Origin of the sequence: Williamsia sp., from assembly GCF_016462415.1 — a bacterium.
Classification (GTDB): domain Bacteria; phylum Actinomycetota; class Actinomycetes; order Mycobacteriales; family Mycobacteriaceae; genus Williamsia_A.
In genome coordinates this window covers 81,454-108,402 of record NZ_JAEMTF010000003.1, presented here as the reverse complement: position 1 = coordinate 108,402, position 26,949 = coordinate 81,454, and the positions used below count along the sequence as shown (strand labels likewise).

The 26,949-nt window shown below is 63.8% G+C and carries 18 protein-coding genes and 4 tRNA genes; 13 read left to right on the top strand and 9 right to left on the bottom strand.

Going from position 1 to position 26,949, the window contains the following annotated elements; all coding sequences use genetic code 11:
- Positions 1 to 14: 14 nt before the first annotated feature.
- Together JHC79_RS01665 and JHC79_RS01660 are read right to left on the bottom strand one after the other, a co-directional pair.
- A tRNA-Lys gene (locus tag JHC79_RS01665) sits at positions 15 to 90 on the bottom strand.
- Positions 91 to 183: 93 nt separating this feature from the next.
- Complete coding sequence (locus tag JHC79_RS01660) at positions 184 to 858, bottom strand: TetR/AcrR family transcriptional regulator (protein WP_296388129.1); 675 nt, start codon at positions 856 to 858, stop codon at positions 184 to 186.
- A gap of 103 nt (positions 859 to 961) precedes the next feature.
- Here JHC79_RS01660 and JHC79_RS01655 point away from each other — a divergent pair, with 103 nt between their 5' ends.
- From JHC79_RS01655 to JHC79_RS01635, 5 genes are all read left to right on the top strand, one after another.
- Positions 962 to 2,476: a DHA2 family efflux MFS transporter permease subunit gene (locus JHC79_RS01655; protein ID WP_296388128.1), complete on the top strand. Its 1,515-nt coding sequence runs from the start codon at positions 962 to 964 to the stop codon at positions 2,474 to 2,476.
- A gap of 112 nt (positions 2,477 to 2,588) precedes the next feature.
- Positions 2,589 to 2,661, top strand: a tRNA-Glu gene (locus JHC79_RS01650).
- A 61-nt stretch (positions 2,662 to 2,722) separates the two neighbouring features.
- Positions 2,723 to 2,796 (top strand) — tRNA-Asp (locus JHC79_RS01645).
- 68 nt (positions 2,797 to 2,864) lie between these two features.
- Positions 2,865 to 2,938: transfer RNA gene (locus JHC79_RS01640), tRNA-Phe, on the top strand.
- Positions 2,939 to 4,039: 1,101 nt separating this feature from the next.
- Positions 4,040 to 5,506, top strand: a complete 1,467-nt coding sequence (locus tag JHC79_RS01635) for a hypothetical protein (protein WP_296388127.1) — start codon at positions 4,040 to 4,042, stop codon at positions 5,504 to 5,506.
- Between the two features lie 58 nt (positions 5,507 to 5,564).
- Here JHC79_RS01635 and JHC79_RS01630 read toward each other — a convergent pair whose 3' ends face one another.
- The 4 genes from JHC79_RS01630 to JHC79_RS01615 are packed head-to-tail and all read right to left on the bottom strand — an operon-like array spanning position 5,565 to position 8,498.
- Positions 5,565 to 6,656, bottom strand: a complete 1,092-nt coding sequence (locus JHC79_RS01630) for a site-specific integrase (RefSeq protein ID WP_296388126.1) — start codon at positions 6,654 to 6,656, stop codon at positions 5,565 to 5,567.
- Positions 6,657 to 6,688: 32 nt separating this feature from the next.
- Entirely contained in the window at positions 6,689 to 7,495 is an 807-nt protein-coding gene (locus JHC79_RS01625; protein WP_296388125.1) for a helix-turn-helix domain-containing protein, read from the bottom strand.
- Between the two features lie 12 nt (positions 7,496 to 7,507).
- Positions 7,508 to 7,717, bottom strand: coding sequence for a helix-turn-helix domain-containing protein (locus JHC79_RS01620; RefSeq protein ID WP_296388124.1), 210 nt, complete (start codon positions 7,715 to 7,717; stop codon positions 7,508 to 7,510).
- Positions 7,710 to 8,498, bottom strand: a complete 789-nt coding sequence (locus JHC79_RS01615) for a DUF2637 domain-containing protein (protein WP_296388123.1) — start codon at positions 8,496 to 8,498, stop codon at positions 7,710 to 7,712. The genes JHC79_RS01620 and JHC79_RS01615 overlap by 8 nt, the downstream gene beginning before the upstream one ends.
- 1,048 nt (positions 8,499 to 9,546) lie before the next feature.
- On the opposite strand from JHC79_RS01615, the gene JHC79_RS01610 reads away from it, so the two are divergent.
- Complete coding sequence (locus JHC79_RS01610) at positions 9,547 to 10,380, top strand: hypothetical protein (RefSeq protein WP_296388122.1); 834 nt, start codon at positions 9,547 to 9,549, stop codon at positions 10,378 to 10,380.
- A gap of 5 nt (positions 10,381 to 10,385) precedes the next feature.
- Here the strand turns inward: JHC79_RS01610 and JHC79_RS01605 are convergent, their stop codons facing one another.
- Positions 10,386 to 11,036 carry an HAD family hydrolase gene (locus JHC79_RS01605; RefSeq protein WP_296388121.1) on the bottom strand — a complete coding sequence of 217 codons (651 nt, stop codon included), beginning with the start codon at positions 11,034 to 11,036 and terminating at the stop codon, positions 10,386 to 10,388.
- Positions 11,037 to 11,716: 680 nt separating this feature from the next.
- Here JHC79_RS01605 and mobC point away from each other — a divergent pair.
- The 3 genes from mobC (at position 11,717) to JHC79_RS01590 (ending at position 14,143) form a co-directional block, all read left to right on the top strand.
- Entirely contained in the window at positions 11,717 to 12,022 is a 306-nt protein-coding gene (mobC, locus tag JHC79_RS01600) for a plasmid mobilization relaxosome protein MobC (protein WP_296388120.1), read from the top strand.
- A 601-nt stretch (positions 12,023 to 12,623) separates the two neighbouring features.
- Entirely contained in the window at positions 12,624 to 12,842 is a 219-nt protein-coding gene (locus tag JHC79_RS01595) for a hypothetical protein (RefSeq protein ID WP_296388119.1), read from the top strand.
- Positions 12,843 to 13,516: 674 nt separating this feature from the next.
- On the top strand, positions 13,517 to 14,143 hold the full coding sequence (locus tag JHC79_RS01590; protein ID WP_296388118.1) for a hypothetical protein: 627 nt from the start codon (positions 13,517 to 13,519) through the stop codon (positions 14,141 to 14,143).
- Positions 14,144 to 14,680: 537 nt separating this feature from the next.
- Here JHC79_RS01590 and JHC79_RS01585 read toward each other — a convergent pair.
- Positions 14,681 to 15,337, bottom strand: coding sequence for a DUF6349 family protein (locus JHC79_RS01585; RefSeq protein ID WP_296388117.1), 657 nt, complete (start codon positions 15,335 to 15,337; stop codon positions 14,681 to 14,683).
- Positions 15,338 to 15,739: 402 nt separating this feature from the next.
- Between JHC79_RS01585 and JHC79_RS01580 the strand changes: the two genes are divergently transcribed.
- A complete protein-coding gene (locus JHC79_RS01580; RefSeq protein WP_296388116.1) occupies positions 15,740 to 16,321 on the top strand; it encodes a hypothetical protein in 582 nt (193 codons plus the stop codon).
- A gap of 338 nt (positions 16,322 to 16,659) precedes the next feature.
- Entirely contained in the window at positions 16,660 to 22,143 is a 5,484-nt protein-coding gene (locus JHC79_RS01575) for a DEAD/DEAH box helicase family protein (protein ID WP_296388115.1), read from the top strand.
- Positions 22,144 to 22,991: 848 nt separating this feature from the next.
- Here JHC79_RS01575 and JHC79_RS01570 read toward each other — a convergent pair.
- Positions 22,992 to 23,720 (bottom strand): hypothetical protein, encoded by a 729-nt coding sequence (locus JHC79_RS01570; protein ID WP_296388114.1) that lies wholly within the window; start codon positions 23,718 to 23,720, stop codon positions 22,992 to 22,994.
- Positions 23,721 to 24,130: 410 nt separating this feature from the next.
- Here JHC79_RS01570 and JHC79_RS01565 point away from each other — a divergent pair, with 410 nt between their 5' ends.
- Both JHC79_RS01565 and JHC79_RS01560 read left to right on the top strand, forming a co-directional pair.
- On the top strand, positions 24,131 to 25,675 hold the full coding sequence (locus tag JHC79_RS01565) for a hypothetical protein (protein ID WP_296388113.1): 1,545 nt from the start codon (positions 24,131 to 24,133) through the stop codon (positions 25,673 to 25,675).
- On the top strand, positions 25,672 to 26,892 hold the full coding sequence (locus JHC79_RS01560) for a hypothetical protein (RefSeq protein ID WP_296388112.1): 1,221 nt from the start codon (positions 25,672 to 25,674) through the stop codon (positions 26,890 to 26,892). Before JHC79_RS01565 ends, JHC79_RS01560 begins: the two co-directional genes overlap by 4 nt.
- The last annotated feature ends 57 nt before the right edge of the window (positions 26,893 to 26,949 follow it).

Here is a 26,949-nt window from a genome sequence, read left to right as displayed (position 1 = left end):
CGGAGTCCTGACGCTGGTGCCCCCAGTAGGGCTCGAACCTACGACCTGCGGATTAAAAGTCCGTAGCTCTACCAACTGAGCTATAGGGGCATGTGCTCGCGGATCGACCGCGGCACCGCAGAGAAGTTTACAGACGCGTACGCCGTCGGCCGACACGGCTCGACGGCTGTGTCGCGCCGGATGTCAGCGGGTCTGGCAGCGTGCGGCCTGCGCCTGACGGATCTGCGCGTCGGTGAGCGCCGGGGTCGCGAGCGGCTGCCGGTGACCGTCGGCGCGGATGCTGTCGAGCATGAGTTCGAGGTAACGACGCCACGTGCCGGGCGCCGTCGACTGCGTGACGTCGGCGATGGCCGAGAGCATGGTGAAGAACGCGAAGAAGTCGGTGCGCTCGATCTCCGGGCGCAGCACGCCCTCGTCCACCCCGCGCCGGTGTACCTGCTCGATCAGTGAGGTCATCGCCAGCTTGGCGGTCTCGATGGCCGGGGCCGTGTGGTCGATACGCATCATCACCGACGCCAGGCCGCGGTCGCCGGCCATCGATTCGCCGACGTAAGTGAACAGCGTGACCACGCCGTTCCAGGTGTCGGGGGACTCCAGGGCGGCGGTGAGGCGGGTCGTCACGTCGTGCAGATGTTCCACGAAGACGCCCTCGATGAGCTGGTCGCGGTTGTCGAAACGGCGGTAGACCGTGCCTATGCCGACGCCCGCGTGGGCGGCCACATCATCGAGCGTCACCTCGAGTCCACGGCCGGCGAACAGCTCGCGAGCTGCGGCGATGATGCGCAGACGGTTGCGTTCGGCGTCTGCGCGAAGAGGCCGGATCGCGGCCTTCTCGTCAGTCGTATCGGTAGTGGTCATACTCACACCCTATCAACTGGAGCCCAAACCTCCACTTAGTGCTACCGTGATCTTCGTAACCGGAGGTCGTTCCTCCGCTAGATTTCAGAACACGGAGAATCTCATGACCACACTGAGCACAGAGCTCGACCCGCAGGGAGTCGGAGAGAGCGCAGGGGACCGGCACCACCGGCTCCGCTGGGTGATCCTCGGCGTCCTCGCACTCGCACAGCTGATGGTGGTGCTCGACGCCACCATCGTGAACATCGCTCTGCCGCACGCCCAGGCGTCGCTCGGCTTCGACAATGCCGACCGCCAATGGATCGTCACCGCCTACGCACTCGCCTTCGGCAGCCTGCTGCTGCTCGGTGGCCGTCTCTCCGACATCTTCGGTCGGCGCACCACCCTGATGGTCGGTCTCGTCGGCTTCGCCGTGATGTCCGCTGTCGGCGGCGCCGCAGTGAACTTCGAGATGCTGGTGTTCGCTCGTGCCGGCCAGGGCGTCTTCGGCGCGCTGCTCGCACCCGCGGCGCTGTCGCTGCTGACCACCACCTTCACCGACCCCAAGGAGCGCGGTAAGGCGTTCGGCATCTTCGGAGCCATCGCCGGCGGTGGCGGAGCCATCGGCCTGCTGCTCGGCGGGATGCTCACCGAGTGGGCCGACTGGCGCTGGTGCCTCTACGTGAACCTGGCGATCGCCGCGATCGCCCTCGTCGGCGCGCTGCTGTTCATCGGCTCGCAGAAGGCCGCCGTCCGGCCCCGTCTGGACATGCCCGGCGTCGTGACCGTCTCGGCCGCGCTGTTCTCGATCGTCTACGGCTTTTCCAACGCCGAGACCAACGGCTGGGGCGACTGGGCCACGATCACCTGGCTCGTCGCCGGTGCTGCATTGCTCGCGGTGTTCGTCTACCTGCAGTCACGCACCGCACACGCGCTGCTGCCGCTGCGCATCGTCCTCGACCGCACCCGCGGCGGGTCGTACCTGGTGGTGTTCATCGCCGGTATCGGGATGTTCGGGATCTTCCTGTTCCTCACCTACTACCTGCAGCAGAACCTCGGCTTCAGTCCCATCAGCACCGGACTCGCGTTCCTGCCGATGATCGGTGCCCTGGTGCTCACGGCGACCATCTCGACGTCGGTGCTGCTGCCCCGCTTCGGTCCTCGCTGGTTGATGACGGTCGGCATGCTCGTCGCCGCAGCCGGCATGCTCTACCTGACACAGCTCACCGAGACCAGCACCTACGCGGCGCACATCCTGCCCGGCCTGATCGTCATGGGCCTCGGTATCGGTTCGTCGATGGCCCCGGCCATGCAGGGCGCCATCTCCGGTGTGTCCGCCGAGGACGCCGGTGTCGCGTCGGCCACGGTCAACACGATGCAGCAGGTCGGCGGATCCGTCGGTACCGCGTTGCTCAGCACGATCGCCTCGAGTGCCGTCGCGTCGTACATCACCGACCACGCGTCTGAGGTGGCGGCGAACCCGCAGTACGCCGGCCAGCTGGCCGCCGTGCACAGCTACACCACGGCGTTCGGATGGGCCGCGGGGATCTTCGCCATCGGCGGACTGCTCGCAGCCGCACTGGTCCGCAGCGGCAAGCTGCCGGCCACGCCGGAGGACGCGGTCGTCGTCCACGCCTGATCACAGTGGTTCCCGGGGTCGTCGAAGTCGACGGCCCCGGGCCTGTGTCCAGCTGATTTGAGAAATAAACGGGGAGTGTCCTAAGCTCATCTAGCTCCCCACGGAGATACTGGCCCCCTTCGTTTAGCGGCCTAGGACGCCGCCCTTTCAAGGCGGTAGCGCGGGTTCGAATCCCGTAGGGGGTACGCTGACCCGGCGTTCGAGGTGACAACTCGAGATACGCCGGAGCACGTGTTGTACAAGCAAGGCCCTGTGGCGCAGTTGGTTAGCGCGCCGCCCTGTCACGGCGGAGGTCGCGGGTTCGAGTCCCGTCAGGGTCGCTTTGGTCTTCTCTCGAGAAGGCCGCAAGCGGCGAAGTAGCCCCGGTTTGCGGGTTTGCAAGCCGTACGGCCAGGTAGCTCAGTTGGTACGAGCGTCCGCCTGAAAAGCGGAAGGTCGTCGGTTCGATCCCGACTCTGGCCACACACTGTTTCTGCAGGTCAGCGGTTTGCGCTCACCTTCGCTCGCTCCCCCGAGATGCCGCACTAGGCCAAATATGGGGCAGATATGGGGCAAAACCTGATGAGGGTCCGTCGTCAGGCGGAAGGTCGTCGGCATGTGGCGTATCGGGCTTGCTGTCCGCATACCACCTCCCCGCTGTATGCGTGCTCAAAGAAGCTGTCGCAGCCTCGGCGTACTTTGCCGAAATGGACCCCCCGCAATACTTGCTTCAAACGATTGCGTTCTTGGCTCGGGTTCAGGCGGTATCTTGGTCGTCCGTGAGGCGCGTCAGACCTTCGGGAATCTTCGGCTGCTGAAGGCTGGTCTCGACTCCGCAGAGGAGCCGAAGGATGTGCATCGCGTCGCCCTCCGGTCGCAGAGTCCGCAAAATGCTCCCGGCGGCTGGGGCCGACGCACTACCTTGCCGAGGATCGGCCTGCCGCGTTCGAAGGAGTGGTGCAGCAGGTCGGTCCGGGTGTAGCAGCAGAGCGTATGGCGTTACGCGATTTCCTCGAAGAGCAGTTTTCGAGCAAGCGGGGGCGACCTGGTTCGGTGTTGCACTGCTCTTCGTCGGAGTTGTGATTAGCTACGTCGCAAACCTTGTAAACGTTGCTGCGTAGGACGGCGACGCAGCAACGAGAGTTGAACTAACGTCAAGGCGCGCTCCTGAATGACGAGGCGATAAGGGCCATCCGCGTGGAACCACCCGAAGAGACCGAGCAGCACCCATTTTCAGTATATGGCTGTGGCGTGCACTACTCCTTCGTTCTTGACTTTGGGCCAGGATTCGATATCAGGAAGGCCACGCGGCGGCTACTAGGGCGCAACCTCGCGGTCGTCGCGTCTGTTGCTGGATCTGACGAGCTGCGGGTCAACCGTGGGATTGTGAAGATAATCGGTTTTCGAGATTCAACAGATCGACTTGTACGCTTTCTTGCGGAGCTGAACTCCGAAAATCCATCCTGGGCGAATCTTCTTCGGATAGATCCATGGCACACGATGCGGATCATCCTCATATTTTCTAGATCGGTCCTGAGGCGAAAAAGTGGCGATCGGAATGGCATTAGCCCTCCAGGAAGCTCTATGAGCGATATCAAAAATCTGATCGATCACATCCCGGACGATATGAGCCGAGTCGTGATCGACAGGATGATAATGCTAGGTGCTCGGTTGCGGCCTGAAGAAGCGCTTCACTTTCCGTCCTATTTTCGGTCCGAACCGTACATTCGCGTATCGCTTCAGCGCTGCTTTTTCAAGTCAGAGGTCGACGAGGAATGTCACGAGGGCGCAATTGAGGTGTCACTCATGTTGAATCACTCGGGAATCGGTATCCTGACTCTCTCCGTGGACCTTGCGGAGGAGCTCTCTTTCGAAATGGCACAGAAGGCTATGTCTCCGAAATGGCTGCTACTCGGTGACGTGAGCCTGTCACAACCGCTTGTAGAGGCGGGCCTGACCTGGCGGCAGCGGAGGCGTGGCCGGTTCAAATGGGAAGAGTCCTCACGAGCTGAAGGGGTTCTATGGCGAACCTTTGCAGCAGCAGACGGTCAGAATGGGTTCTTTGTTTCTGACGTCTTCAAGACTTATGTTGATGCGGTGTGCGGTGCTGTCGGTCAATCACTCCGCCACGAATGGCATGTTCACCCCATTCTTTCCCTAGGAAAGCCGCTATGCGCGTGCTCAGAAAATGAATTTACGGTCACGCATCGTGACCATTTAACTGCGCTGGTGCGTAGAACTGCGTCGGACGGAAAATACGCTCCAGCGGTGCACGACACCGCTCTGCTAAATGTGCTCCCGACTACTGATGTAGCTTTGTATATATCCTCTGCCACGGCAATTCTTATAGACTACGAAGCGGAGTCCGCGGATTTTATGCGCGATATGGTACACGCTGTGACCCCCATTGAGTCTGCATTATCGCAGCATGCGCAATTACGTCAGATCGATATCTTGACCAACGCGACACAGATTCGCGATCGAAATTTATTTACAGCCCAGCGGCTGTTGACTACAGGCCTTACCGAATATCAACGTGACATATACGCAAACGAGACGATGCAACTCGTTGTAGACGCTGTGTTGGAACGCCGACGCACAGCGCAACTTTATTCGCGGTTGCTTGACCGCGTGCGATCCCTCGAGGCGTTAGTGACCTCAAACTATTCCCGTACGCAAAATCGGCGCTCGCTCGGTCTCTCGATTGCCGGATTCTGCGTGGTGCTCTTGCTACTTTTGCCTCGAATAGCGGAAGCATACGACGCTTTTGGGAGGATGGGCCGTTGGCCGTCCAACGTGGTCAGCGACGTGAACGGCTTCACCGGTGGTCGCGAAGCAACCATCTTGATTTTGTATTTGCTCGTTGCCGTTTCTGCCGTGGCGGCCCTCGCGTCGATCTCGGTTCGATGGCGGCGGCCGCGGAGGCGCCGGAGGTTCGGCCACTCACTAGAGGGCAAATTCTCTCTGGAATTAGCCGACGGTCGTGCAAACCCGCCAACTCGGCGCGATCAGATTGCAAGCCTGGCTGACGGCTCGAATCAGGATCAATAGGTGCCTAGCTGCATCCGAAGCCGTAGGGTTGCGACGTGTTTTCGGCTACGACTCGCGCTTAGGGGTCACCTTCTGATGGAAGGTCATCGAGTGAGTCAAGCGCAGCCGCGACAGAATCGAGCTCGTCATCGTAGAGGTCTGCGTAGGTATGCGCCGTGATGGTGATCGAGGCGTGTCCCATCGTCTTCTGTAGGAGCCGTAAATCTGCACCCGCTCGGCGAGCGAGCGACGCGTAGGTGTGGCGGAGATCGTGAACTCGCATGGTGGGCCGCAAGATCGCGGCGATCGATTCCTTCCAGTGCGCGTCTCGCTTCCAGTTTTCGAGGCTGAGTCGCGAGCCGCGGGGAGCTGTGATCGCCGGCGCGCCGTGCGGCCTACCCTCGATGCGCGCAGCGAGCAGCGGAAGGACGCGCTGTGGGATCGGAACCGAACGCCGACCGGCGGCTGATTTGGTGTTCCCCTCGACGAGCCGACCACCGACCTGCGACATGGAGCGGCGCACTCGGAGACGGCGTGCGGCGAGATCGACGTCCTCAACGTTCAATCCGATGAGTTCGCCGTACCGCAATCCCGTGTAAGCGAGGATGAGGACGATGTCGCCCTGATGGCCGCAGAGTTCTGCCAGTCGGTTCACCTCGGACGACGTGAGGTAGACGTGGGTGGTCGGACGCATCGGCGGGAATCGAGTCTTTGCGGCCGGGTTCTTGCCGATGAGTTGACCAGAGTCGATCGCGTGGTCCAGGCACATCTTCAGCACTGAATGGGTCCAGCGAACGGTGCGAGGTCCAAGCCCTGACTCGGTCATGTCGTTCACCCACTCCTGCAGTGACTCCTGGTCGATCCGGGAGATTGGCCACTCCCCGAACTTGGGCTCGATGCGCAGGCGCCAGTTGTCGGTGTAACCGCGGCGCACCTTCGCGCTCAGATCCGGACGCGAAGCCAGCCACGATTTGTAGACCGCCTTCAATCGCGACTTGCCGCCGCGTGGATCGGTGACCTCGCCGGCAGCGGTACTCGTTGCGACGGTTGCGTCGAACTGCCGAGCCTCCCGCTCGGTACGGAATGTCTTCTTACGCTTGGAACCGTCGGGCAATCGCCATTGGACGTCGAAGCGGACGCCGCCACCGACCTCCCTGCGTTTGATGGTCATTTGTCACTTCCTGCTCGTGTAGTGCCGGAGGATCATTCGGTACGTGGGTTACGAGTGCGCTCGGACTGCGGACTGCAGCGAGGGCAGAAAGCTGCGGTCTCACAACCGCTCTCGTCGACGACCGTCATCGTTCGCGACTGCTCGTCCTCGCAATCACCGCACCACGGGAGACGCCGGGCGGATTCGCGACCACCACTGGGCGGCGAAGGAAGATCCGCGAGCCGCTTCTCCAGGACGCGGACCGGTGATCGCACGCCGTGGGGGTTGCGACTGAGGTGTTCGGTGAGAGCGGAAGCGGTCCAGCCGCTCTCCAATGCACCGTCGATCGCCGGCCCTAGTCGTCTTCGATCAGCCCGACCGACCGTCCACGGGGCTGGGAGCGCATCGAAGAGCTTCGCTGACCGGGTGGAGGGTTCGGATGGTGGTTCTTTTGGGGGGTTCAAGGGGTCCACCTGCGGATCTCCCGGGGGGTGTCGAATTGGGACCCCCTCCGTCCTCCTTCGGGATAGGCCCCGTCCCGATTCGGGACGGGGGAGTGTCGTATCGACACCCTCTGGGGATAACTGCACGTCAGGATGATTTAGGTAGTAGCGAGATGAGCGCTGCGCACCTGATGCGTGGAACTGGGCGCGCCGCGTGATCAGCCCATCCGTTTCCAGCGTCTTCAAGGCCCGCAAGACCGTGCTGCGGCCGGCACCCGATTCGGCCATCAGGGTTCGGACCGATGGGAAGCAGGAGAACTGCTCGTCGGCCTTATTGGCGAGGAGGATGAGGATCAGTTTGAGGACGGGTGATCCGACTTTGGCGTCGGTGGCCCAGTCAACTGCCTTCCAACTCATTGGGTGTGAGTGTCAGACTCGCGTCGAGTCGAGCCACTCGACGACGTCGGAGCGTGTCCAGCGGCGGTGCCTGTCGCTGAGTCGCAGGTGATGCGGCCCCGGCGCTTCGACGCCGCGCTCGCGCTTGGCCGCCCAGTCGTGAAGCGTCGATACGGGGACACCGGTCAGTTCCCGGACCTCGTTGGCCGTAAGCATTTCCCGCTCACCGATCGAATTACGCATGGCACTTCCTGCTTTCCTGTTGAGAGTCGTCGGCAGAGGACTCCACCGACGTAGGTGTAGGGGGAGGGCACGGTGCGGCATCCAGCTGAGTCGGCTCCGCGGCCTTTGCGAGCAGCCGTCCGACCGTCTTGTGGTGGACGCCGAGCTCGACTGCGATTCGGCGGTTTGACCACCCCGAGTCCTTCAAGTTGACGGCGATGTCACCACGGTCGGCCTCGGCCGTGGCCTCCCGCGCCGGCGCATCTTTAGCCGTACGCTCCGGATCGTCTAGATCAATCGACGGCTTTTCACCGCGGGGCGCCGTTTCTGTCGCCGCATCGGTGGCGCTCGCGGTGCTGTCTTCGCCACGTCGCGCCGATCGGAGCAAGAGCGTCAACCCGTGGGTGGCCGCCAGGAGGCTCACCGGGGCGACAGTGGCGACGCCGGCGCCAACGAGTGGCGCGAGGGTCCGGGTGGTGGATACCGCCGCATGCAGGGCGTTTCCGGCGATCGACACGCTTGCGGCGACCGCGAGCACCGTCCAGAAAAACCCGCGCGCCGACCTCGTCTCGGCACTCGGCGCCAGCGCCACGACACTGATGGTTGCTTGGAGAATGGCGCCGTCGACGATCACCGGCCAGATCCAGGCGAGCGTTTTGGGCTGACCGGCCTTCACGGCCAGGTCGCTCAATGCCGCGAAGGACAGCAGGAATGCGCCGCTCGCGATTGCGACTGTGATGCAGATGGCGCACCCGGTCGCCACCTTCAGCGAGCTCGTGATGGCGACATCCTCTTCGTTCACGACTTAGCGCCGCGAACACAGTCCTCGGGCCCATCGACGTAGAGAGCCCCGAGCGCAGTCCGCGCGGCACCGAGGACTGCGCCGACAGCTTGCTCTCGGTGTGCGATGTCTCGAAGAGCGTCGGCCAGGTCGTCTGCGGACTCGGTGGCGCACATACGACTGAGGGCGTCCTCCGCCTCGACGTAGGTGCGGTCGCGAAGCCGGGGCTCGCGTGCCAACCGTGATGCCCAATCAGCCAGCTCACGCAACATCTGTGTCCGCGCCGTGATCTGCTCGATGAAGGTCTGAAGGAGAACAAGCGTGTCGGCTGTCTCCCTCGTGCATCGTTCGCTACAAGTTTCGGTTGGATCGAGTCCGACTCCGCTGAGCGCACGCTGTTCCATTAGTTGTGTACTGGCCGATCGTGTTTCGCTCAACGACTTCTCCTTGGTATCCGCCCGAACCTCCGACGGCGTCTTCTGAGTGGCAGGCCCTGGGCTAGCTGGACCATCCGCCGGTGCTGTACGAAGCATCTCCGCAGCCAGCGGACATTAGAAGGACGTAGGAGGGGACACCAAACGGCCATTGTCGTCCAAATAGGACTTGATCTCGACGGATTGCTCGCTATTATGGGCACATGACGACCACTGGGAACGCTCGTCTGCGTGCCGCCCGGCAAGGCCTTGGCCTGAGGTCACAGACGGCGCTTGCGGACGCGGTCACAGCTGCTGCGCGCGACGCCGGTCTCCGAATTGCTGTTACACCGCGAACGGTTCGGCGATGGGAGTCTGACACGCCTCCGTGGCCGCAGCCCGAACACGCGACAGCACTCGAATTACTGTTTCATCGCCCCGTCGTAGAGCTCGGTTTCACGCCGCCCTGGGGTGATGACCTGCGCGAGCCAGCGCCTGACGAAAATCCCCCTCGGCGCCGCGGAGGCGCGACGCACCCGCGGTCTCGACCATTGGGCCAGCTCCTGCCAGCATCAGTCGCGACCGACTACGCGGCGGCGACGGTTGCTTACCGCCGCCTGTACTGGTCAGTTCCTGCCCCGAAGCTTCATCGCGCAGTGTCTGAGCACGCCGACCTCGGCGTCGATTTGATAGATCAGCTTTCGGGTTCGGCTCGATCACTCCTTGCGGCGGCAGTCGCGGAGTCGAGTTTGCTTTCGGGTCGACTCGAATTCTTCGATCTGCAGAAGGCCGACCTCGCGCAGGCCAGCTACGTCCAGGCGCTTCAGGCCGCTCATGAGGCGCACGACTCGTTACTCGGTGCCGCGGCACTGGCACACATGGCGTTTGCGCCGGCTTTCTCGGGGGACTCATCACGCGCTGAGGAATCGCGTGACCGGGTGCGAGCAGCCCGTGCGTTCGCGCGTCGCGCTGACGCGAACGACCTTGTCACCGCTTGGCTCGATGCCGTCGAAGCAGAAGTCGAGACGCGGTTCGGCGATACGCGGAGAGCGCTGCAGCTCATCCACGAGGCGGAACAGCGCCTCATGGACTCTGACGACGTGGATACGCCAGCGTGGTTCGACTGGTTCTCGCCCGAACGGCTCGCAGGTTTCAAGGGCAACACGCTGATGGCGTCGGGGCAGGGTAGGGAGTCCCGCGAGACGCTGGAAGCTGCTCTGCGAACGCTTCCCGATAACGCAGTCAAGCAACGATCGATCCTGCTGGCGGATCTCGCGGCAACTGCCGTCATCGAGAACGATCCGGAGCGTGCATGCGAGCATCTGTCCGCTGCCCTCGATCAGCTCGGCGAGACCTGGTACGCGACGGCGATGGACCGTGTGAAGGCAGTGAGGCAATCGCTCCGCGAATGGGATTCGCTACCCTCGGTACGCGACCTGGATGGACGCCTTTACGACTGGCGTACGACGGTCAATTCCCTTGTTGGTTAACGGACTTACCCGTTCTCTGCTGAAACGATCTCGGTCAGCTCTGTCAGGCTCTGAATCTTCCAATCCGAAAGCTCAGAAACCTCGGGCTCGTTCCGGTGAATCCAACCCCACGGGCCGCGCTGGATGTACGCGGTCCGCACGCCGGCCTTCTTGGCTGGCGCAATATCGTTGTCGATTCGATCTCCTACGTAAATGATCTCGTTGGCCGGACACGGCGCGGCCTCGATCACATGGTGGAAGAACTCGACCTCGGGCTTCTGGACGCCCCAATCGTCCGACGTCGCAATGAAGTCCGTCGGCAGGTCGAGCCCGCGCAGCAACCCGCCGGCACGCACGGTCTGGTTGCCGGCGATCCCCACCCAGACACCCTGCTCTTGCAGTTGCGTGAGCGCTGGACGGACATCTGAATAGAGGTCCTCTTCGCCGAACCACTCGGGCAGGCCGGCGTCCGCCCGCGCTTGACGCTGGCTCGCGAGGTCGAAACCGGGCTGAAAAACCTGGAAGGTCTCGCGGTAGTCGAGCCCGTTCGCGATGGTTGCGCCGAAGACGGAGACGAACGTATGTCGAGGAACCCCAAGCCAATCGGCCCAGGTCCCGTACTCGCGCGTCTCGTCGACAAGAGTCTCACCAACGTCAAAAACGACAGCTCCGATCATGTCGGTAACCGTACATGTCCGGTGCGACCCTGATCGCGGCGCGATTGGTTGATTCAAGTCAGCCACGATAGATCGCAGCGTCGCACACTCGACACACGTAGACCCTGCAGAGCACGTCACGGGTGTTGTCCCACCCCACGAGGTAGGTGCGCGGTTTGAAGATGTGACCATTGGGACACTGTGCGGGTGGCCGTTCGATCAATGGCGCCATGCGAACTCCTCGGCCCGCGACGAGTAGCGCAACTGTACGAGACGGGGCCGACAGCCTGTGTCCCTCGTCCACTCCGAAGCCGCGCGAGAGGCTCGCACTTAGCTCGACGCTTGGGCGGACTGCTGACGTTCTTCCGCTACTTCGCGTGACGACATTGTCTCGATCATCGTCGGACTCCGACTGGGATTCACGACTCGACGATCGTGTAGGAACGCTAGCTCTAGATGGTGAAACCATCTGTTGTGCAGACGAATATGACTCCAACTGGTTCGATCAGTCCAGTGAGTGCGAGGTTGCTGCTTTGTCTTGCGTAGTCCTACCGACGCTTCCACAATCGGCTGTGGAGCCGTTGGCACGGGCTCGAGTCGTCGTCACGAAAGGGCCTGCATTGGACGGACCGCATCTCACCTCTCGACGTCTCCGCCAGAAGAATGTCGCGGGAGGGCGCGCCGTCATCCACAAGGTCAAGGTGACCCCCGAACAAGAGGCGCGGCTGGCCGCGCGTGCGTCGACGATCCGGGTGACGGTGTCGCGCCTACTTGTCGAATCGGCGCTTGCCGACAAAGGCGAGACTGCAAGCGATCGAGCGCACCTGGCGACGTCCATGTTCGGCGCATACCGAATGCTGGCTGCGCTGAGCAACAACATCAACCAAATCGCACGAGCTACCAACGCCAGCCACGAGGTTCAGAGTGACTGTGCCAGCGCACTTGTCGCGGTGAGGACGTCGGCAGTACGGATTAATGCCCTCTTGGAGAGATACGATGCCCACTGAACAAGGGCAGCCGCGGAATGTCGACGCCGATCTCGCTGCCGACCGAACTGCCAGGCGAACCCTTGCCGAGGCGCGCGAAGCCATTCACGACTCGGTCGAGCTTCGCGCGTCTGACCCCGACCGCAGCCGACAGTGGGCGGCGACAGCTAAGTCGCTGGCGGTCGAGGTCGCTTTGAACTCTGCGGCGCGGCCGACGACACGGGACAAAGCCCGCCTGCTTCTTGACGAAGCTGTTGGGCTGTGCGACTTGGCGAACGAAACACTCCTGGCGGAAGAGTCAAGACCAGGCGCCGGAGACTTCCCTGGACCCGCGTCGAACGCAGTTAGCATGTCGGAAACTGCGACAGTATCGGCGAGGCGGACGCGAGATCCCGCGCAGAAATGCTGGACGGCGGAACGCTTTTAGGGACCGCATGGTCGGGTTGTGGTTTCGGATGGTGTTCAGCAAGTTTCTCAGTTGCGCGCGGGCAACGGCAGTACGGTGCGAGAGTTTTTCGTCAACAACCGACCGCGTCGAGGAGAATCGCTCGAGCCTACTCAACGCCCCCGCACCGTTCGTCGAGCGCTGATCGCCTGCTGTCTGCCCGGTATAGTCCCGGTGATGGCCGACAAGGAAGCGTTGCTGGCGAAGGTCGCTGCGTCGACCGCTGCCCTCGACGCCAAGCAGGCCGAGATCACCGATCTGATTACCGAGCGTGATGACAACATTGTCGCCGCGAAGTCGGCTGGTGCGACCTGGCCCGAATTGCAGGAACAGGCTCACCTTACGCCGGGGGGATTGCGAAAAGTGTTCCAACGCAAAGGGCTACTTCGCAAGTAGATGGAACGGTCAGCCACTTGGCACGAGCGACATTCGTGATTAGGGTTTCTCTTCTCGAGGAGTATTCGGCGGAAGTGTTCGCCTGGCTTTCGTTCGACATGCGGGCGACAGCAAGCGGGAGTTCCTCCGGGCGCGCCTGCCGACGTTTGTCGGGTCCGGTCTGTGCAGATCAGACCTCTTGGTCGTGGTGACCGCGTAAACGCTTTCTGACCTAAGACCCGCGAGTGCTTCCTGCGACCCGCGACGATATCCGCCTCTGATGGATAGGGCCCGCGGTGGCGGCCTCACCAATCGCCACCGGCCACATCAACCTAGTCGCGAAACCAAGTAACGCGCGATGATCGCGAAGGGCCCGGGGCCGCGGCCACTCTGCAGGTATCTGCCGCTGAGGAGGGGCGGGAAACTCACGCTTACGCCACCAATGTCGGGCGGCCTTGGGTTCTCGCTACCGCTTCATTGACGCGCACTCGCTGCCGAACCGCCAACGGAATCACCCGGCAGTGCTACTTCAGCCAGGGCGACCGGCGGGCGCGGTCCGCGTTATCCGATACTCAAAGGAAATGTCGCATTCGTGCCGCGTCGGCGAGGTCGTCACAAGGCTGGCTAAGGACTGCGGGACCGAGGGCGGGCCGGGTGTGGTGAGCAGATGCCGCGTAGGAGAGGAAACAAGCAGCATGGACATCGACGTATCCGCTGTCGTCGCAATCGTAGGTGCGGTGATCGCAGCTGCTGCCCTCTACCTCACCTGGCGCCAGGTACAGCTGTCCAACGAGCAAACCAAACTCCAGCAGCAGCTGCGGCGAGATGCCGCGCAACCTTATGTGTGGGCCGACATTAGGCTCCACGAGCAGCATGGGTGGTCTCTGATGCTCGTACTCAAGAACGAGGGGCCAACTGTCGCCAGCAGCGTGGCGATGACGTTCGATCCGCCACTCCCCGGGGGGTGGCGACAAGGCCGCTCCGTCGGTCCTACCGCTTCGGACCACCCGGGAACGGCACGGTTCGAAGCTCTGCCGCCCGGTCGAGTGATGCAATGGAACCTGGGGGCGAACATGGACGTTTTCGCCCCAAACGATCCGTCTAATCCCGCGCAGTTCACCGTCACGATCGATGCGCACGGCCCTTTCGGACCGGTCGATACTCTGAAATACGTCATCGACGTCGGCGACTATAACGGTGCCGCAGCGACCGTTCCCGGTACGCCGTTGTCGATCGCGAAGGCCATCAAAGACGGAACTGCTGTCCTGAACACGGGTCTGAAGTCCGTCGCCAAGCGGTTACCAGATCCCGCCGGGGAGTAGTCAGAGGTCGTTGGTACGACGCGAGGTCGGTGACCCTCGCCGGTGGTGGTCAGGCGAGGTGAGCCAGCAAGCGTGGATCTAGATGGTGTCCGCGCCACGGCTGATGGAGGTGCCGGAGAGGCGCACGGTGACGTAGCCGTCTGGAGTGGGTCCACTGCCGGGTCGACTTCGCCGTTGGGGTGGGTCATTCGGCCCATGAGCCGGACGACGCGGCGGCGTTCGTACTCGTCCCACACGTGCGGGTCGCACACGATTATGGCGACAAGGTATTTGCAGTCGTCATTGGTTTCCAGGGACCAGCCGTAGGGCATCTGGTGCCCAACCCAGGCGGGGACGTTGTCGCCGTGACCACCCATCAGTGCGCGTGCCCGCCGGTAGGCGCGAGCGAACGCGACTGTTGGATCAGCGGCTTCGAACTGCTCGTCGATGAAGTGGCGGGTGGTGTAGCCGGGAGCCTGGTTGAGGACCAGTCGTACGGTGATCGAGGTTGTGTCAGACATGTCTACTTCTCCTGGGTGTAAGTGGCGTAGTGGGTGTTCAGGGCGCGGTGGCGAGCACGATTGGTTGGGCCATGTCGTATCCGCCGAACGGCGAGCGGCAGGGGACCGAGCGGTTGCCGCCGCCGGGGCGGGGACTGATGATCGGCCAGCCGTTGGGGCGATCGCCGCCGTAGAGGTCAATGACCTTCGCCTGCCATTTCGCGAGAGGTTTCGGGTTCATCGGTTGCGGGTCGAGGACCAGCGGGGACTCGCGCCATCCTGGGAAGGCATGGTCGTGAGCATCGGCGATGGCGTGGTCGCTGTTGAGGTAGTCGGTATCGGCTTCCCAGTCGCAGCCCCGGCACATCGCCCGGTTTAGCCGCAGGTTCACGCACTGGCAGTTCGGGTCTCGGTGGTGGTGGCAGTACAGGTTGGCCGACATGTAGGCCGGTTGGCAGGTGTCGGACGGGTCAAACGGGTCCATGATCCCGGGGTGCCAGGTGTGTGAGACGCGGATGCAGTCGAAGTTGCCCCACGCCTGCTTCCACGCGTCGAGCACCTCGAGGCGGGCCATCAACCCCCGCGCGGGAGTGTTGAACGCTGACGGGATGCCGTAGCGGGCGATGTGGTCCTCACGCTTGCGGAGGATCCGATCGGCATCGGACTCGATGTCGAACAACGCGAACTGATCGAGCTGAGCGGCAACGTTTCCCATACCTAAAGACTATACCCGGTATAGAATCGGATGTCACGAACTGTGTTGCCGTGCAACATGTTTAGCACTTTGAGGGGGCGCAGCGGGAAACGGTCCAGGGCCACGCTGGTGTGTCACCGAGACCGATTGCCGCCGCGCCCTCAGGTCGCAATGATGCCTCAGGAACCGCTACACCGGGTATAGTGCTCGCTGTCGTCGGTGTGTTCGGCGATACTGGTGGATGCACTCGGTATTTGCGGTAGGCGGACTGTGAATCCCGGTTAGGAGCCAGGCGGCTCGTGTGGCGCGTTGTCGTAATGCGCGGGTCGTCTGGTGCATTTACCAGGGAGACACGACCAGTGGCTACATCACGTGATGATGACCAGTTCGATCTATTCGCTCTTGACCAGGAGGAGACCGCCGATGATCCGCGAGCAGATAGTGCAGCGTTACGCCCAAGAGCTGGCCGAGATGGATCGGGCCAGCTTCGAGGATTGGGTGGCCGCGAAGACGCAGGAGCTGGAAGTACAGGCGTCGCAATTCCAGACCGACAACCAGGGACCGACGATCGCGGCCTGGACATCGGCGATGGGTCGAGAACCGGATTACATGGAACGGCTGGGGTTGATCAACCAGACACGGTTGGCGGCGATCGAGTGGGTGACCCATCAGCTGTGGGAGGGCTACCAGGATCCGGACGACGCGGAGCCCGAGCCCTCGAGCGAGACACCGATACCGGTGGCGGCGATGGACCGGTGGACGACCGAGGCCGGGACCGAGCCGGACCGCGAGACCGAGCAGGTGGTGGAGATGGTGTGGCCGGATCGGACGCCGGCCTTTCAGGTGACCGCGGAGCTGCTTCTCGCGGCGCGCGCGGAGGACGGCCTGGCGCTGCCGGTCGGCCCGGACGATCCACTGGCGGGGGAGTTGGCGGTGGCGGTCGAGCAGGAGATGGCCCGCAGCAACGCCGCTCTCGCCGAGCACGGACTCAAGCCGAGCCTCTAGCCGAGCAGGGACTGCTGTTCGAGTCGGTCGACGAGCTGCGTCTGCCGACCGATCCAGCGGTCATCGACCCCGGTGGCACGGTACTGCCGCCGTTGCCTGCCGACCGCGACACTCTGCCGAAGGTCGATCAATCGGAGCGGGGTGTCCCGCTATCGCAGTGGTCGAGCGTGCGCACCACCCCGGCAATCCGCCCGGACGGGTCGATCGTAAACGTCAAGGCCGACAACGTCGTGGCGGGCCTGGAGCCCGACCCGATCGACGACGTCGCTGACGAGTCAACCGCCGCTGCGCACACGGTTGATGTGGCACCGCCGACACCGTTAGCTCCGGTTCCGGCGGTGCCGTTCGTCCATTCGGGGCAGGTACTGGTGCCCTCAGGGGCCAAAGCTCGCGCGCAGGCGAACATGTCGGCGATCGACGTGGTGCTGCGCTGCGACACCCTCAACCGCGCTGCCCTGCCTGATGAGCAGCGGGTGTTGTCCCAGTGGTCGGGGTGGGGCGCGGTGTCCGACATCTTCGATGAGTCCAAGCAGGAGTGGGACACTCCGCGCCGCGCGTTGCGTGAGGAGTACTTGACCGCCGAGCAGTACCGGGATGCGAAAGCATCGACACTCAACGCCCACTACACCGATCCCGCGATCGCGGCCGCGATGTGGGACACCCTCGTCGAGGCAGGGTTCGACGGTGGCTACGTGCTGGAACCGGGTTGTGGCAGCGGCACATTCATGGGGGTGGCGCCCGCCTCGGCGACGATGATCGGCGTCGAGAACGATCCGATGACCGCCCAGATCGCGCACCTGCTCTACCCAAACGCCCAGGTCCGCAACGAGGGGTTCGAGTCGACCCGTGTCCCGGAGAACACGTTTTCGGCGACGATCGGCAACGTCCCGTTCGGCGGGTTCTCGGTGCACGACCCGATCCACAACCCGGCGCAGCACAACATCCACAATCACTTCCTGATCAAGGCGCTCCGGCTGACCGCGCCCGGTGGCTACGTCATGGCCGTCACCACCTCGGGCACCTTGGATGCCGCGAACGATAAAGCGCGCCGCGACATGCACGCGCTCGGCGATCTGGTCGGCGCGGTCCGGTTGCCGTCGAACGCCTTCAGTCGGGTCGCGGGCACCCAGGTCGTCACCGACATCCTGGTGCTGCGCAAACGTGAACTCGGTGCCCCGTTGCCTGAGCAGAACCCGAATTGGTTGCGCACGGTGAAAGTGGAGGTCGCCGATCGTCAGAACGGGGGCACTCGGACGGTGGATGTCAACGGCTACTTCGAGCGCACCCCTCGGCACGTGTTGGGCACGACCGTCGCCGATCACGGCATGTACCGGGGTGGACAGATGCGCGTCGAGGTCGATCCGGACCGCGACACGGCGACTGCGGTGCGGGAATCCCTCGCCTCGATCATCGCGTCGGCACGCAAAGCCGAGGCGATCTCGGAGATGCTCGTGGACCGTCCCACGATCCGGCTGACCTACAGTCCGCACCCTGTGCAGGCCGAGTCTGTCGCGGCGACGCTGGAGGCGGGCGTGGCCACCGCGGCGGGCCTCTACGGCGAGGACGTCCCGATCGGACGCGTGGAGTGGGATGAGGACTCACAGGGGTTCGTGCGCAAGGGAATCGACGGGGTCGACCCGATCAAGGTCCCCAAGACCCGGACCACTGAGACCCGGCATCTGCTGCGGCTGCGCAACCTGACCGAACAGGTCATCGCATCTCAGCGCACCGACGACACCACCGCGGCGCACCGCGAAGGCCTGCGTCGCGACCTGGGCACGACCTACGACGCCTACGTCGCCGCCTACGGACCGATCAATCGGATGAAGTGGTCGGGCGGCAAGGAACGCAGCGAACACGAAGCGATGGCCCGCCTGGCGGTCGCGGAGACGAAGTGGCGCGAGGACAACCGCGACGATGATGGTGTCTCGTTCCTCGGCGAGCTACCGGAAAAGGTTCTCGGCGAGCTGGAAGAGAAGGCGTGGCAGTCCTCGCCGAGAGTGAAACGCCAAACCCACCTCGAGGCGGTCACCAGTGATCCGGGGATCGCCGGGGTGATGGCGCTGGAGCGGTTCGACGAGGAAACCGGGGCGGTGTCGAAGACCGCAGTGTTCGCCCGCGACGTCGTTGTCGCCCCGGTCCCGGTGCTGTCGGCCGACACACCGGAAGACGCGGTCGCGATCTGCATGGGAGAACGCGGCCGCATCGACCTCGACCGAATTGCCAGTCTCTTGGGCCAAGACAGCGACACCACGCGGGAATCGGTGCGCGGGTTGGTGTTCATCGACGTCGACAACCCGAGTGAGTTGCTGCCGTGCTCGACGGCCCTGTCGGGCAATGTGCGCGCCAAACACGCCACGGCCGTCACTCAGGTGCAGGACACCCCGACCCAGGACTGGCGGGAGGTGGAGGCGGCACTGGCCGAGGTGGTGCCGCCACTCAAACAGCCGTCGCAGATGGGTCCGGTGGCGTTGGGTGCGACCTGGATCGCGCCGCATGACTACGCACAGTTCGTCCGCGAGACCTTCGATGCGCAGCAGGCGACGGTGGAACGTGCCGCCGGTACGTGGATGGTGTCGGTGCCCGCGGGTCAGCTCAACACCCAATCGATGCGGGTGGACTACGGCGCCGACAACGCGGACAGCCACAAGTCGATGTCAGCAGTCGAGCTGCTCGACAGGTTGATGAACCAACGCCCCATCGAGGTCCGCAACTCCAAGGGCGCGGTCGAGGAGGGAGCCCCGGCAGTCGACACAAAGGCCACCGTCTACGCCCAGGTCCAGGCGGAGAAGATTGCCGGCGAGTTCCGGACGTGGGTGTGGTCCGACGACGACCGCCGAGAACGGCTGGTGACCGAGTGGAACAACAGGTTCAACACGTGGGTCAAACCGTCACATGACGGCAGCCGCCTGGACCTGCCCGGTCTGTCTCCGGTGTTCACCCCACACCGGTATCAGCGCGATGCGGTGGCCCGGGTGACCGCCGAGCCGACTGTGCTCCTGGACCACGTCGTGGGCGCGGGCAAGACCGGAACAATGTTCATGGCCGCGATGGAACTTAAACGCCGCGGCCTGGTCTCGCAGCCTTGGATTGTCGTGCCGACGCATCTGATCGAGCAGTTCGGCCGGGAGCTCAAGCAGTGGTATCCGGCGGCGAATGTGTTGGTCGGGGCCAAGGGGATGGACGCCGAGGATCGGCGGGTGTTCGCGGCGCAGACCGCGACGTCGGACTGGGACATGGTGATCATCCCGTCGTCGGTGTTCGAAAAGATCCGGGTGCATCCTGATCAGCGGGTCGCCTATATCCGCGCCCAGGTTGCCGAATTGGACGAGGAGATGACGGCAGGGCGTGCGGCCGGCGGGCAGAGTGACGCCACGGTCAAGCGGATCGAGAAGGCGAAGAAGGCGCTGAGCAAGAAGTTGGAGGCGGCGACCGAGCAGGCGAAAAAGGACGCGGGGGTGACGTTCGAGCAGACCGGCGCGGACTACCTGTTCATCGACGAGGCGCACGACTTCAAAAACAAGTCACGGCAGTGCGCGGTGGCGACGTTGGCGTTGCCCAAGGGGTCGGACAAGGCGGAGGACCTGTCCATGAAGCTCGATTATCTGCGCAGCCGACGACAGAACGAAGCCCGCGCTGCGGGCCGGGTGATCACCCCGGGCGCGGAGCGAGTGGCGACGTTCGCGACCGGTACGCCGATCGCGAACTCGTTGGCCGAGGCGTGGGTGATGCAGCAGTACCTGCGTCCTGATGTGTTGGAGGTGGCGGGAGTTCGCTCGATCACCGACTGGGCGGCGTCGTTCACCGCGACGAAGTCGGAGACGGTCACCAACGCGACCGGCACCCGGATCATGGTGGTGTCGAAGGTGGCGGCGTTCTCGAACCCGAAAGAGATGTTCGCGATGGCCGCGCAGTACACCGACGTCGTCACCCGCGACCAGGTGCCCGCGGCGTTGCCGAGTTTCGAAGGCCGCCAGGTCATAACTTCCACTCCGGGGCAGGAGCGTCGCGATTTCATCACCGACCTCGAATACCGGATGTCGAACTTTGATCCGCGGGAGATGGCGACCGACAACATCTTGAAAGTCATCAACGACGGCCGCAACGTCGCGATCGATCCGATGCTGGCCAACCTCGCACCCGATCCGGGCAACACCCGCGCCGACGCCGTCGCCGAGCAGGTCGCGACGATTTATCACGACACCAAAGACAACCGGTACCGCACCGAGGACGGCACTCCGTCGCCGCGCCGTGGCGGGTTGCAGTTGGTGTTTTGCGATCGCGGCACACCGAAACCCGGAGCGCGGTCGGTCTATCAGAACCTCAAGGACATGGTGGTCGATGCCGGGGTCCCCGCCGAGGCGGTCGTGTTCATCCATGACGCGAAATCGCCATCGCAGAAATTGGCGATGCAGGCCGACTGCCGGTCGGGCAAGATTGCGGTCCTGGTCGGGTCGACTCCGAAAATGGGCACCGGGCTCAACGTGCAGGCGCGGATGGTCGCGCTGCACCACATGGACGTGCCTTGGCGCCCGGCGGACCTGGAACAGCGTGAGGGTCGAATGTTGCGCCAGGGCAATCAGAACCCCGAGGTCCAGATCTTCAACTACGTCACCGAGTCGACCACCGACACCGTGATGTGGGCGACGGTGGAGTCGAAAGCGGCGTTCATCCAGCAGGCCAAGACCGGGCAACTCGGCGACGAGGTGACCCAGGTCGCCGACATCGCCGATGACAACCTCGCCGACGCGGCAGCCGCGACGAAGGCAGCCGCGACCGGCGACCCCCGCTACATGCGGATGGCGCAGCTTGACTCCGACGTCGCGAGCCTATCGGCGTTGTCAGATGCGCACACCGACGGCCGCAACCACGCGCGCTCTGTTGTCCGCAACAACGACCGCGAGATCGAGAAGACCGAGGCAATGCAGGGCACCGCTTCGGACTTGGCCGACAAGGTGGCGCAGTGGCTCGACGCCGGCAAGACATTCTCCATCGAAGGGTGTTGCGCACTCGAGCGCAAGGACCGCTCGGCCGACCTGCTCGAGCGAGCGCGAGCCTCTTTCGTGGAGTTGAAGGGCCGGGGTATGTCCATCTCGGTGACTCTCGCGGAGTTCGACACCGGTGTCGTGGCGAAGGCGGCGCGCGCGTCGCTCAACGACGAGCTGTACGTGTGGCTTGACGTTCCGGGCCGTCCTCAGTTCTATGTCACCCGCGAACAGCTGTGGGGCAAGGTCGATGACGCCGGTCAGCGTGCCGATACCGGGCAGTCGAAGGCGGCGCTGGCCAACGGTCTGGCGACGCGGTTGGAGAACTCCCACGAATCACTGATCGATGTGCCGGCGCGTCTGGAGACCAAGCTCAACGGATGGCGACGTGAAGTGGCGCTGCAGGCGCCGCGCATGGATACACCGTTTTCGCGCGCCGATGAGCTGGCGCATATCAAGGTCGAGCTGGCGTCGCTGTGCCTCGAGATTCAGCAGGCCGAGAACTCTGCTGGCGCGGTCGCCAAGCGCGCCGAAGCAGCGGCGCGCATGGGTGAGCAAGGTCGCCAACCCGGGTGGAGCCTGGATCTCAACCCGACCGAGTTCACTGCGGCATCGGAGGGGATGAGCAAAGACGAGTACGTGACCGTTATGCGTCGCAAGCACGAGCACCAGGCGCGGGAATGGGCGGAAGAGCATTCAGAGACTATCGCCCTCGTTGGCGACTTCCCGGCGCCGGCCACCGGCGCACTCACACGCCGTGTTTCCACCGACGAGGGACGCGGACTTGGATGTGGCAAAGACCGGGGTCGGCGCCTCGACGCCGGCCTGGACCGGTAATTCTGCGGGGCGCCACGCGCCGTGTGTTCAGCTCCCGTAGCTCTCGACGACTACGGGGTGATTGGCCTATCGCTGACGTACGCCTGATTCAGCCATGCAGTTGCGCGAGCAGATAGGTCGTCCATTTCTAGTAGCAGTGCTCGGAGGTTGACAGTGTTCCCAGCGACCGACACCTCCCAGGTCGACACGTTGCAGCTCCGCATCGCGGCCGGGGGGGCCGTCCCAAGAGTCCGAGCCGACATAGTGGTCGAGTACGAGGCCGTTGTGTTCGAGGTGGTCCTCGATGCGCTCGTCGAAATGCTCGAAGGCGTTACGCACTTGTCGGCTTCGCAATAATGGGAACTCGTCCTCGTCGAGGGCCAACAGCTCGCGCAGCCGTCGGCCTCGCTCTTTTGACCCCGATGATGTACGCGGGCTCCATAAGCATTTCGATGCCAAGGCGCCGGCGGTCAAGATCGACTGCACGGTGATGAAGCATTGATCTGCTAAATCGGCGTCGTCATCACGATGCTCGAGCATGTCGTCGTGCAGGGCCTCGCCGTCGTCGTCTGCTGCGTCGGCCCGCGCCTGTCGGCGATCAACCGTCTGAATTAGAGAGCTGAGTTCGTCGAGTCGCGCTGAGACGCCGCGCGCTGTGCGGGCTGGGTGCGCAGCTCACGCATGAAAAACGAAATCGCTAGGGAGTCCATCGCCGGCTACGTCTTTTGACCGAGCTCGGGGACGCCTAGCGCTGCGGCCGCCAGGACGGCGAAGCCGAAGTACAGGTGGCCCAGCGAGGCCATTGTTGTGGTGCAACAGAACTTGTAGAAGTTGGCGTGAAGGGATCATTTGTGAGCTCCGCCAGCTGCTCACGTGTGTTGCCCCAGTGCAGAGTGTCGCCGTAGTTGAAGTTCTTGATCAGCTTTCTCCTTGAGCCTGGCGCGCGCTTTCTTCCATGCCTTGAGCGTTTCATGTGCATCTGCGAGAGCAGTCGCATCGAGTCCAGCGTCGTTGAGGGCACGGTTGATGATGTTCCAGACTTTGACGAAGCTGGCCTCCTCGCCATCGTTATGGAGCTGCCGGAACGTTGCAGAGAATCCGGTGAATTCCTGGTGGCTGGGTAGGTCCGCTCGGACCGTAGCGCTACCCCTGCGCTTCCACGAGAGGTGGAAGCCGGGCTTGTCGTTGAGGATGGTGTAGCCGGCCAGGTTTCGACATGTTGTGACGTAGCGGAGGAGGAGCGCTCTCTCCTCGTCAATCAGCGCATCCACGACACTCACGAATGTTGCTGGGTCGTCAAAGTTGAACAGATACGTGAGTTGTTGCCACTGATAATCGAAGCACGTTGGGTCCGTCCCGTCGGACTGCAGCGGTGGGTTGAACTTCATGGGGACCGGGCGAATGGTGTCCTCGACGGGGATGCTTTTGACCGTCAGCGTTTTGCCGCCATCACTCGTGAACGTGCCGGTGATCTTGTTGAAGAAGCACAGGGGGCCGGTGTCCACGGAGATGAATTTGTCCTCTTGCGACGGGATGAATGGGCCCCGCTCCTTGGCTTTCCGGTGTTGGCGTCGTTGGCGCTTGTTGCCTTTGGTCACGGGTCCTCCTGTCGTAGAGCCTTGCGCGCGAAGCGCGTGCATAACGGAGTTCGCAACGCTCACACTGAATTGGACAGTATCCCGCTATGCCGAGGGAGCAAGCTATGGACTTAGGTGCCCTAAGTCGAGATGCCACTTGCGCTGCGCTGGGGCATCTTTCACACTTTTGGTGTGAGTCCCCACGATGTGGGGTCGCTGCGCTGGGCCGAAGAGGGGACGAGGATGGCACCGATCGACGTCCACCCACCGCCAGCGAGCGCACGGCGCCGAGTAGCCAATCGGATCGCCGCGCAATGATCCCGAACGTGACGCGTGGCGCAACGATGGCCGGCTTACTGCGCTACCTCGTCGGACCGGGCAAGGCCAACGAACACGAGACTCCGCACCTCGTTGGCGGTGATCCCGCGATCATGGCGTGGCACGACGACGCAGAACTCTCGGCGCTCGAGGCTCGCGACATCGCGCGGAAGTTGGAACATCCTCGACGCGTTTTCGGCACCGAGGTGACCGTGCCGAAACGAGTTATGGGCGACGACTTAAAGTGGCTCACCGATGGCGTGCGAGATGCACACGTGTGGCACTGCTCGTTGTCCCTGAGAGCCGACGACCGGGTTGTTTCCGATACCGAGTGGGGCGAGATCGCTACCGACTTCATGCGCGAGATGGGCTTCGCCGAGGAAGGGCTGTCGCCCGCGCGGTGGGTTGCGATTCATCACGGAAAGTCGGCCGCCGGGAATGACCACATCCACATCGCCGCGACCTGTGTGCGTGAGGATGGCACCAAGGTGGCGCTGTGGAACGACTGGAAGAAGACTCAGTCAGTCGCGGCGGAGTTGGAACTCAAGTACGGCCTGACGATCACCGAGGGCCGCGCAGCCGGAATCGTTTCGCGTGGCTTCTCCCGCGCGGATGCGGAGAAGGCCGCCCGCGTGGCGACTACCGAAGGCCGCAACGACAGCGAGCCGTCGCGGGTCGCGTTGGCTCGCAGTGTGCGGGCGTGCGCGACGTCCGCGCGAACCGAGGTCGACTTTGTGCGCCGGGTGCGCGCCGAAGGCCTGTTAATCCGGCCGCGGTACGCCGCCGGTCGCGAAGACGTCGTCACTGGCTACTCCGTTGCCCAGGCCCCAAGGAACAGTGACGGGTCGCGCGACTTCGACGCCAAACCCATCTGGTTTGGTGGAGGACAGCTCGGTAAGGATCTGTCGCTGCCGCGTCTGCGCGCCGAGTGGGACGATACCCCGCAGCAGTCGCTGGAGGCCGCAGCCGAGTGGCGGCGCGCGAAGCGCGGACGACCGGCGATGCGCGGCGCGAACCGGCGCAAGGGCACCCAACCCGATCTGCTGCGCGCCGCGCACGCCGACCTGGAGAAGTGGACCGCGTACCTGCGGACCATCCCCGCCGACGATCGCGCCGCGTGGGCACGCGCTGCCGGACAGACCGCCGGGGTATTCGCCGCATGGTCGGCGCGCACCGAGCCGGTACCCGGCCCGCTCGCGGCCGCGTCAGACGCGCTGTCGCGGTCGGCGGGCATCCAGGCGCACCGTGCGTTGCCGAAGAAGGCAGGCCGGGTCTCGGCCGGTGGGGTCGCGATGATCCTGATGACCGCCACCGCCCACGCCAACAGCACCCTGGCCTACACCGTCCTGATCCGTCAGCTCCTCGCCGCAGTCGACGCCATCGCAGCGTCCCACAGCGCGGCCGGCGACCTCCAGCGCGCGCAAGCACTGACGGCAATGGCGCGGTCGGAACTGGACCGCGTCAACGCGATCCCCGCCGTCGCAGCCACACCTGTCTCGGCGCAACAGTCCCCGGTCGAGCGCGCTCGTGGAGACTTCCCGATCGCTCCGACCGCGCCGCGCCGCGAACCCGGATCGGCGGTATCCAACACACTCACCCCCGCCGAACCAGCCCGCCGCCGTGGCGGCACCGAACGCGAGATCGGACCGCGCTCATGAGCCCGTTCGGTGGGGGCTCGGAGCTCGGCAACCATCTGCACTCGCATCTCAACACTGCGATTACTGAGGTCGATCGAATGGACCCAGATGCACTCCTGGCAGAAGACGCGGACGTGCTCGTGTCGAGGTTGCTCGACGAGCACATGCCCGTCGAGGTCTCGTTCGACTGGGGGAACGCGACCAGGAGTCCGACGAAGGAAACCACCCTCCATCTGCCCGACCGACATACGCGAGAGATGCGCCAAGTGCGGGCCAGCCAGTTCGTTGTCTCGTATCCGATCCTCGGCACCGTCTCGCTACTGACACACCGCGCGCGGACCATCGACTTCTCGGGCGAGCCTCAGATCGGCACCGTCAACGGGCGCGAGTTCGATGTTCGGGTAGTCGCACCGATACTCACGAGCGAGATCATTACTGACCGCCTCAAAGATGCGCGGGCCGACATGATCCGACGAGCTGAGTGGGCAAACAGCGAGCTGCGGGACTTCCTAAGGCTCGCCGATACACGCCTCCGTGAGGTCGTTGCCGCTCGCCGCTCGCGCATTGAGAACGACCGGGCGGTCGTCGCAGACTTGAATATCCCCGTACGGAAGCTGGACGCACCGCGGCCACCATCCGTACCGGCGAAACGTAAACATGTCTCCCTCAAAGAGCGGAGCGAACAGGCCGGAGTGGTGGCCGAGCCCGTCCTGGAAGAAGCGGTGTACCGAGACACGCTGGACGCCGTGCGGTCGTGGGCAAACACCATTGAGCGGTCCCCGGCCACCACACGGAAACTGGATGAGGAGGGGTTACGCGATCTGCTGCTGGGGACTCTCAACAGCTACTGGCAAGGAGCTGCTGGCGGCGAACTGTTCAACGGGGAGGGCAAGACCGACATCCTCATCCGCCATGAGGACCGCAACGCCTTCATCGCGGAGCTGAAGATCTGGCGCGGCCAAAAGACCGCCACCGATGCTCTCACACAGCTGCTCGGTTACCTGGTCTGGCGCGACAGCAAAGCGGCGCTGGTGATGTTCATCGGCGCCGCCGACCCGGTCGCCATCATCGACAAGCTGCACTCCGCGGCAGAAGCGCACCCCAAGTACGTAGAGACCGTCGAAGGTGGCGACCCGGCGCGGCTGGTGGACTACGTCTTCACCGCCGACGCAGAAGGGCGGCGCGTCTCGCTGGCAATACTTCCCGTCGTTATCACCAAGCCCTCGACTTCCGCATGACCCGCTCGCTGCTCGGTCACTGACCGAGTACCAGCGTCGCACCCTGCACGTCACGTC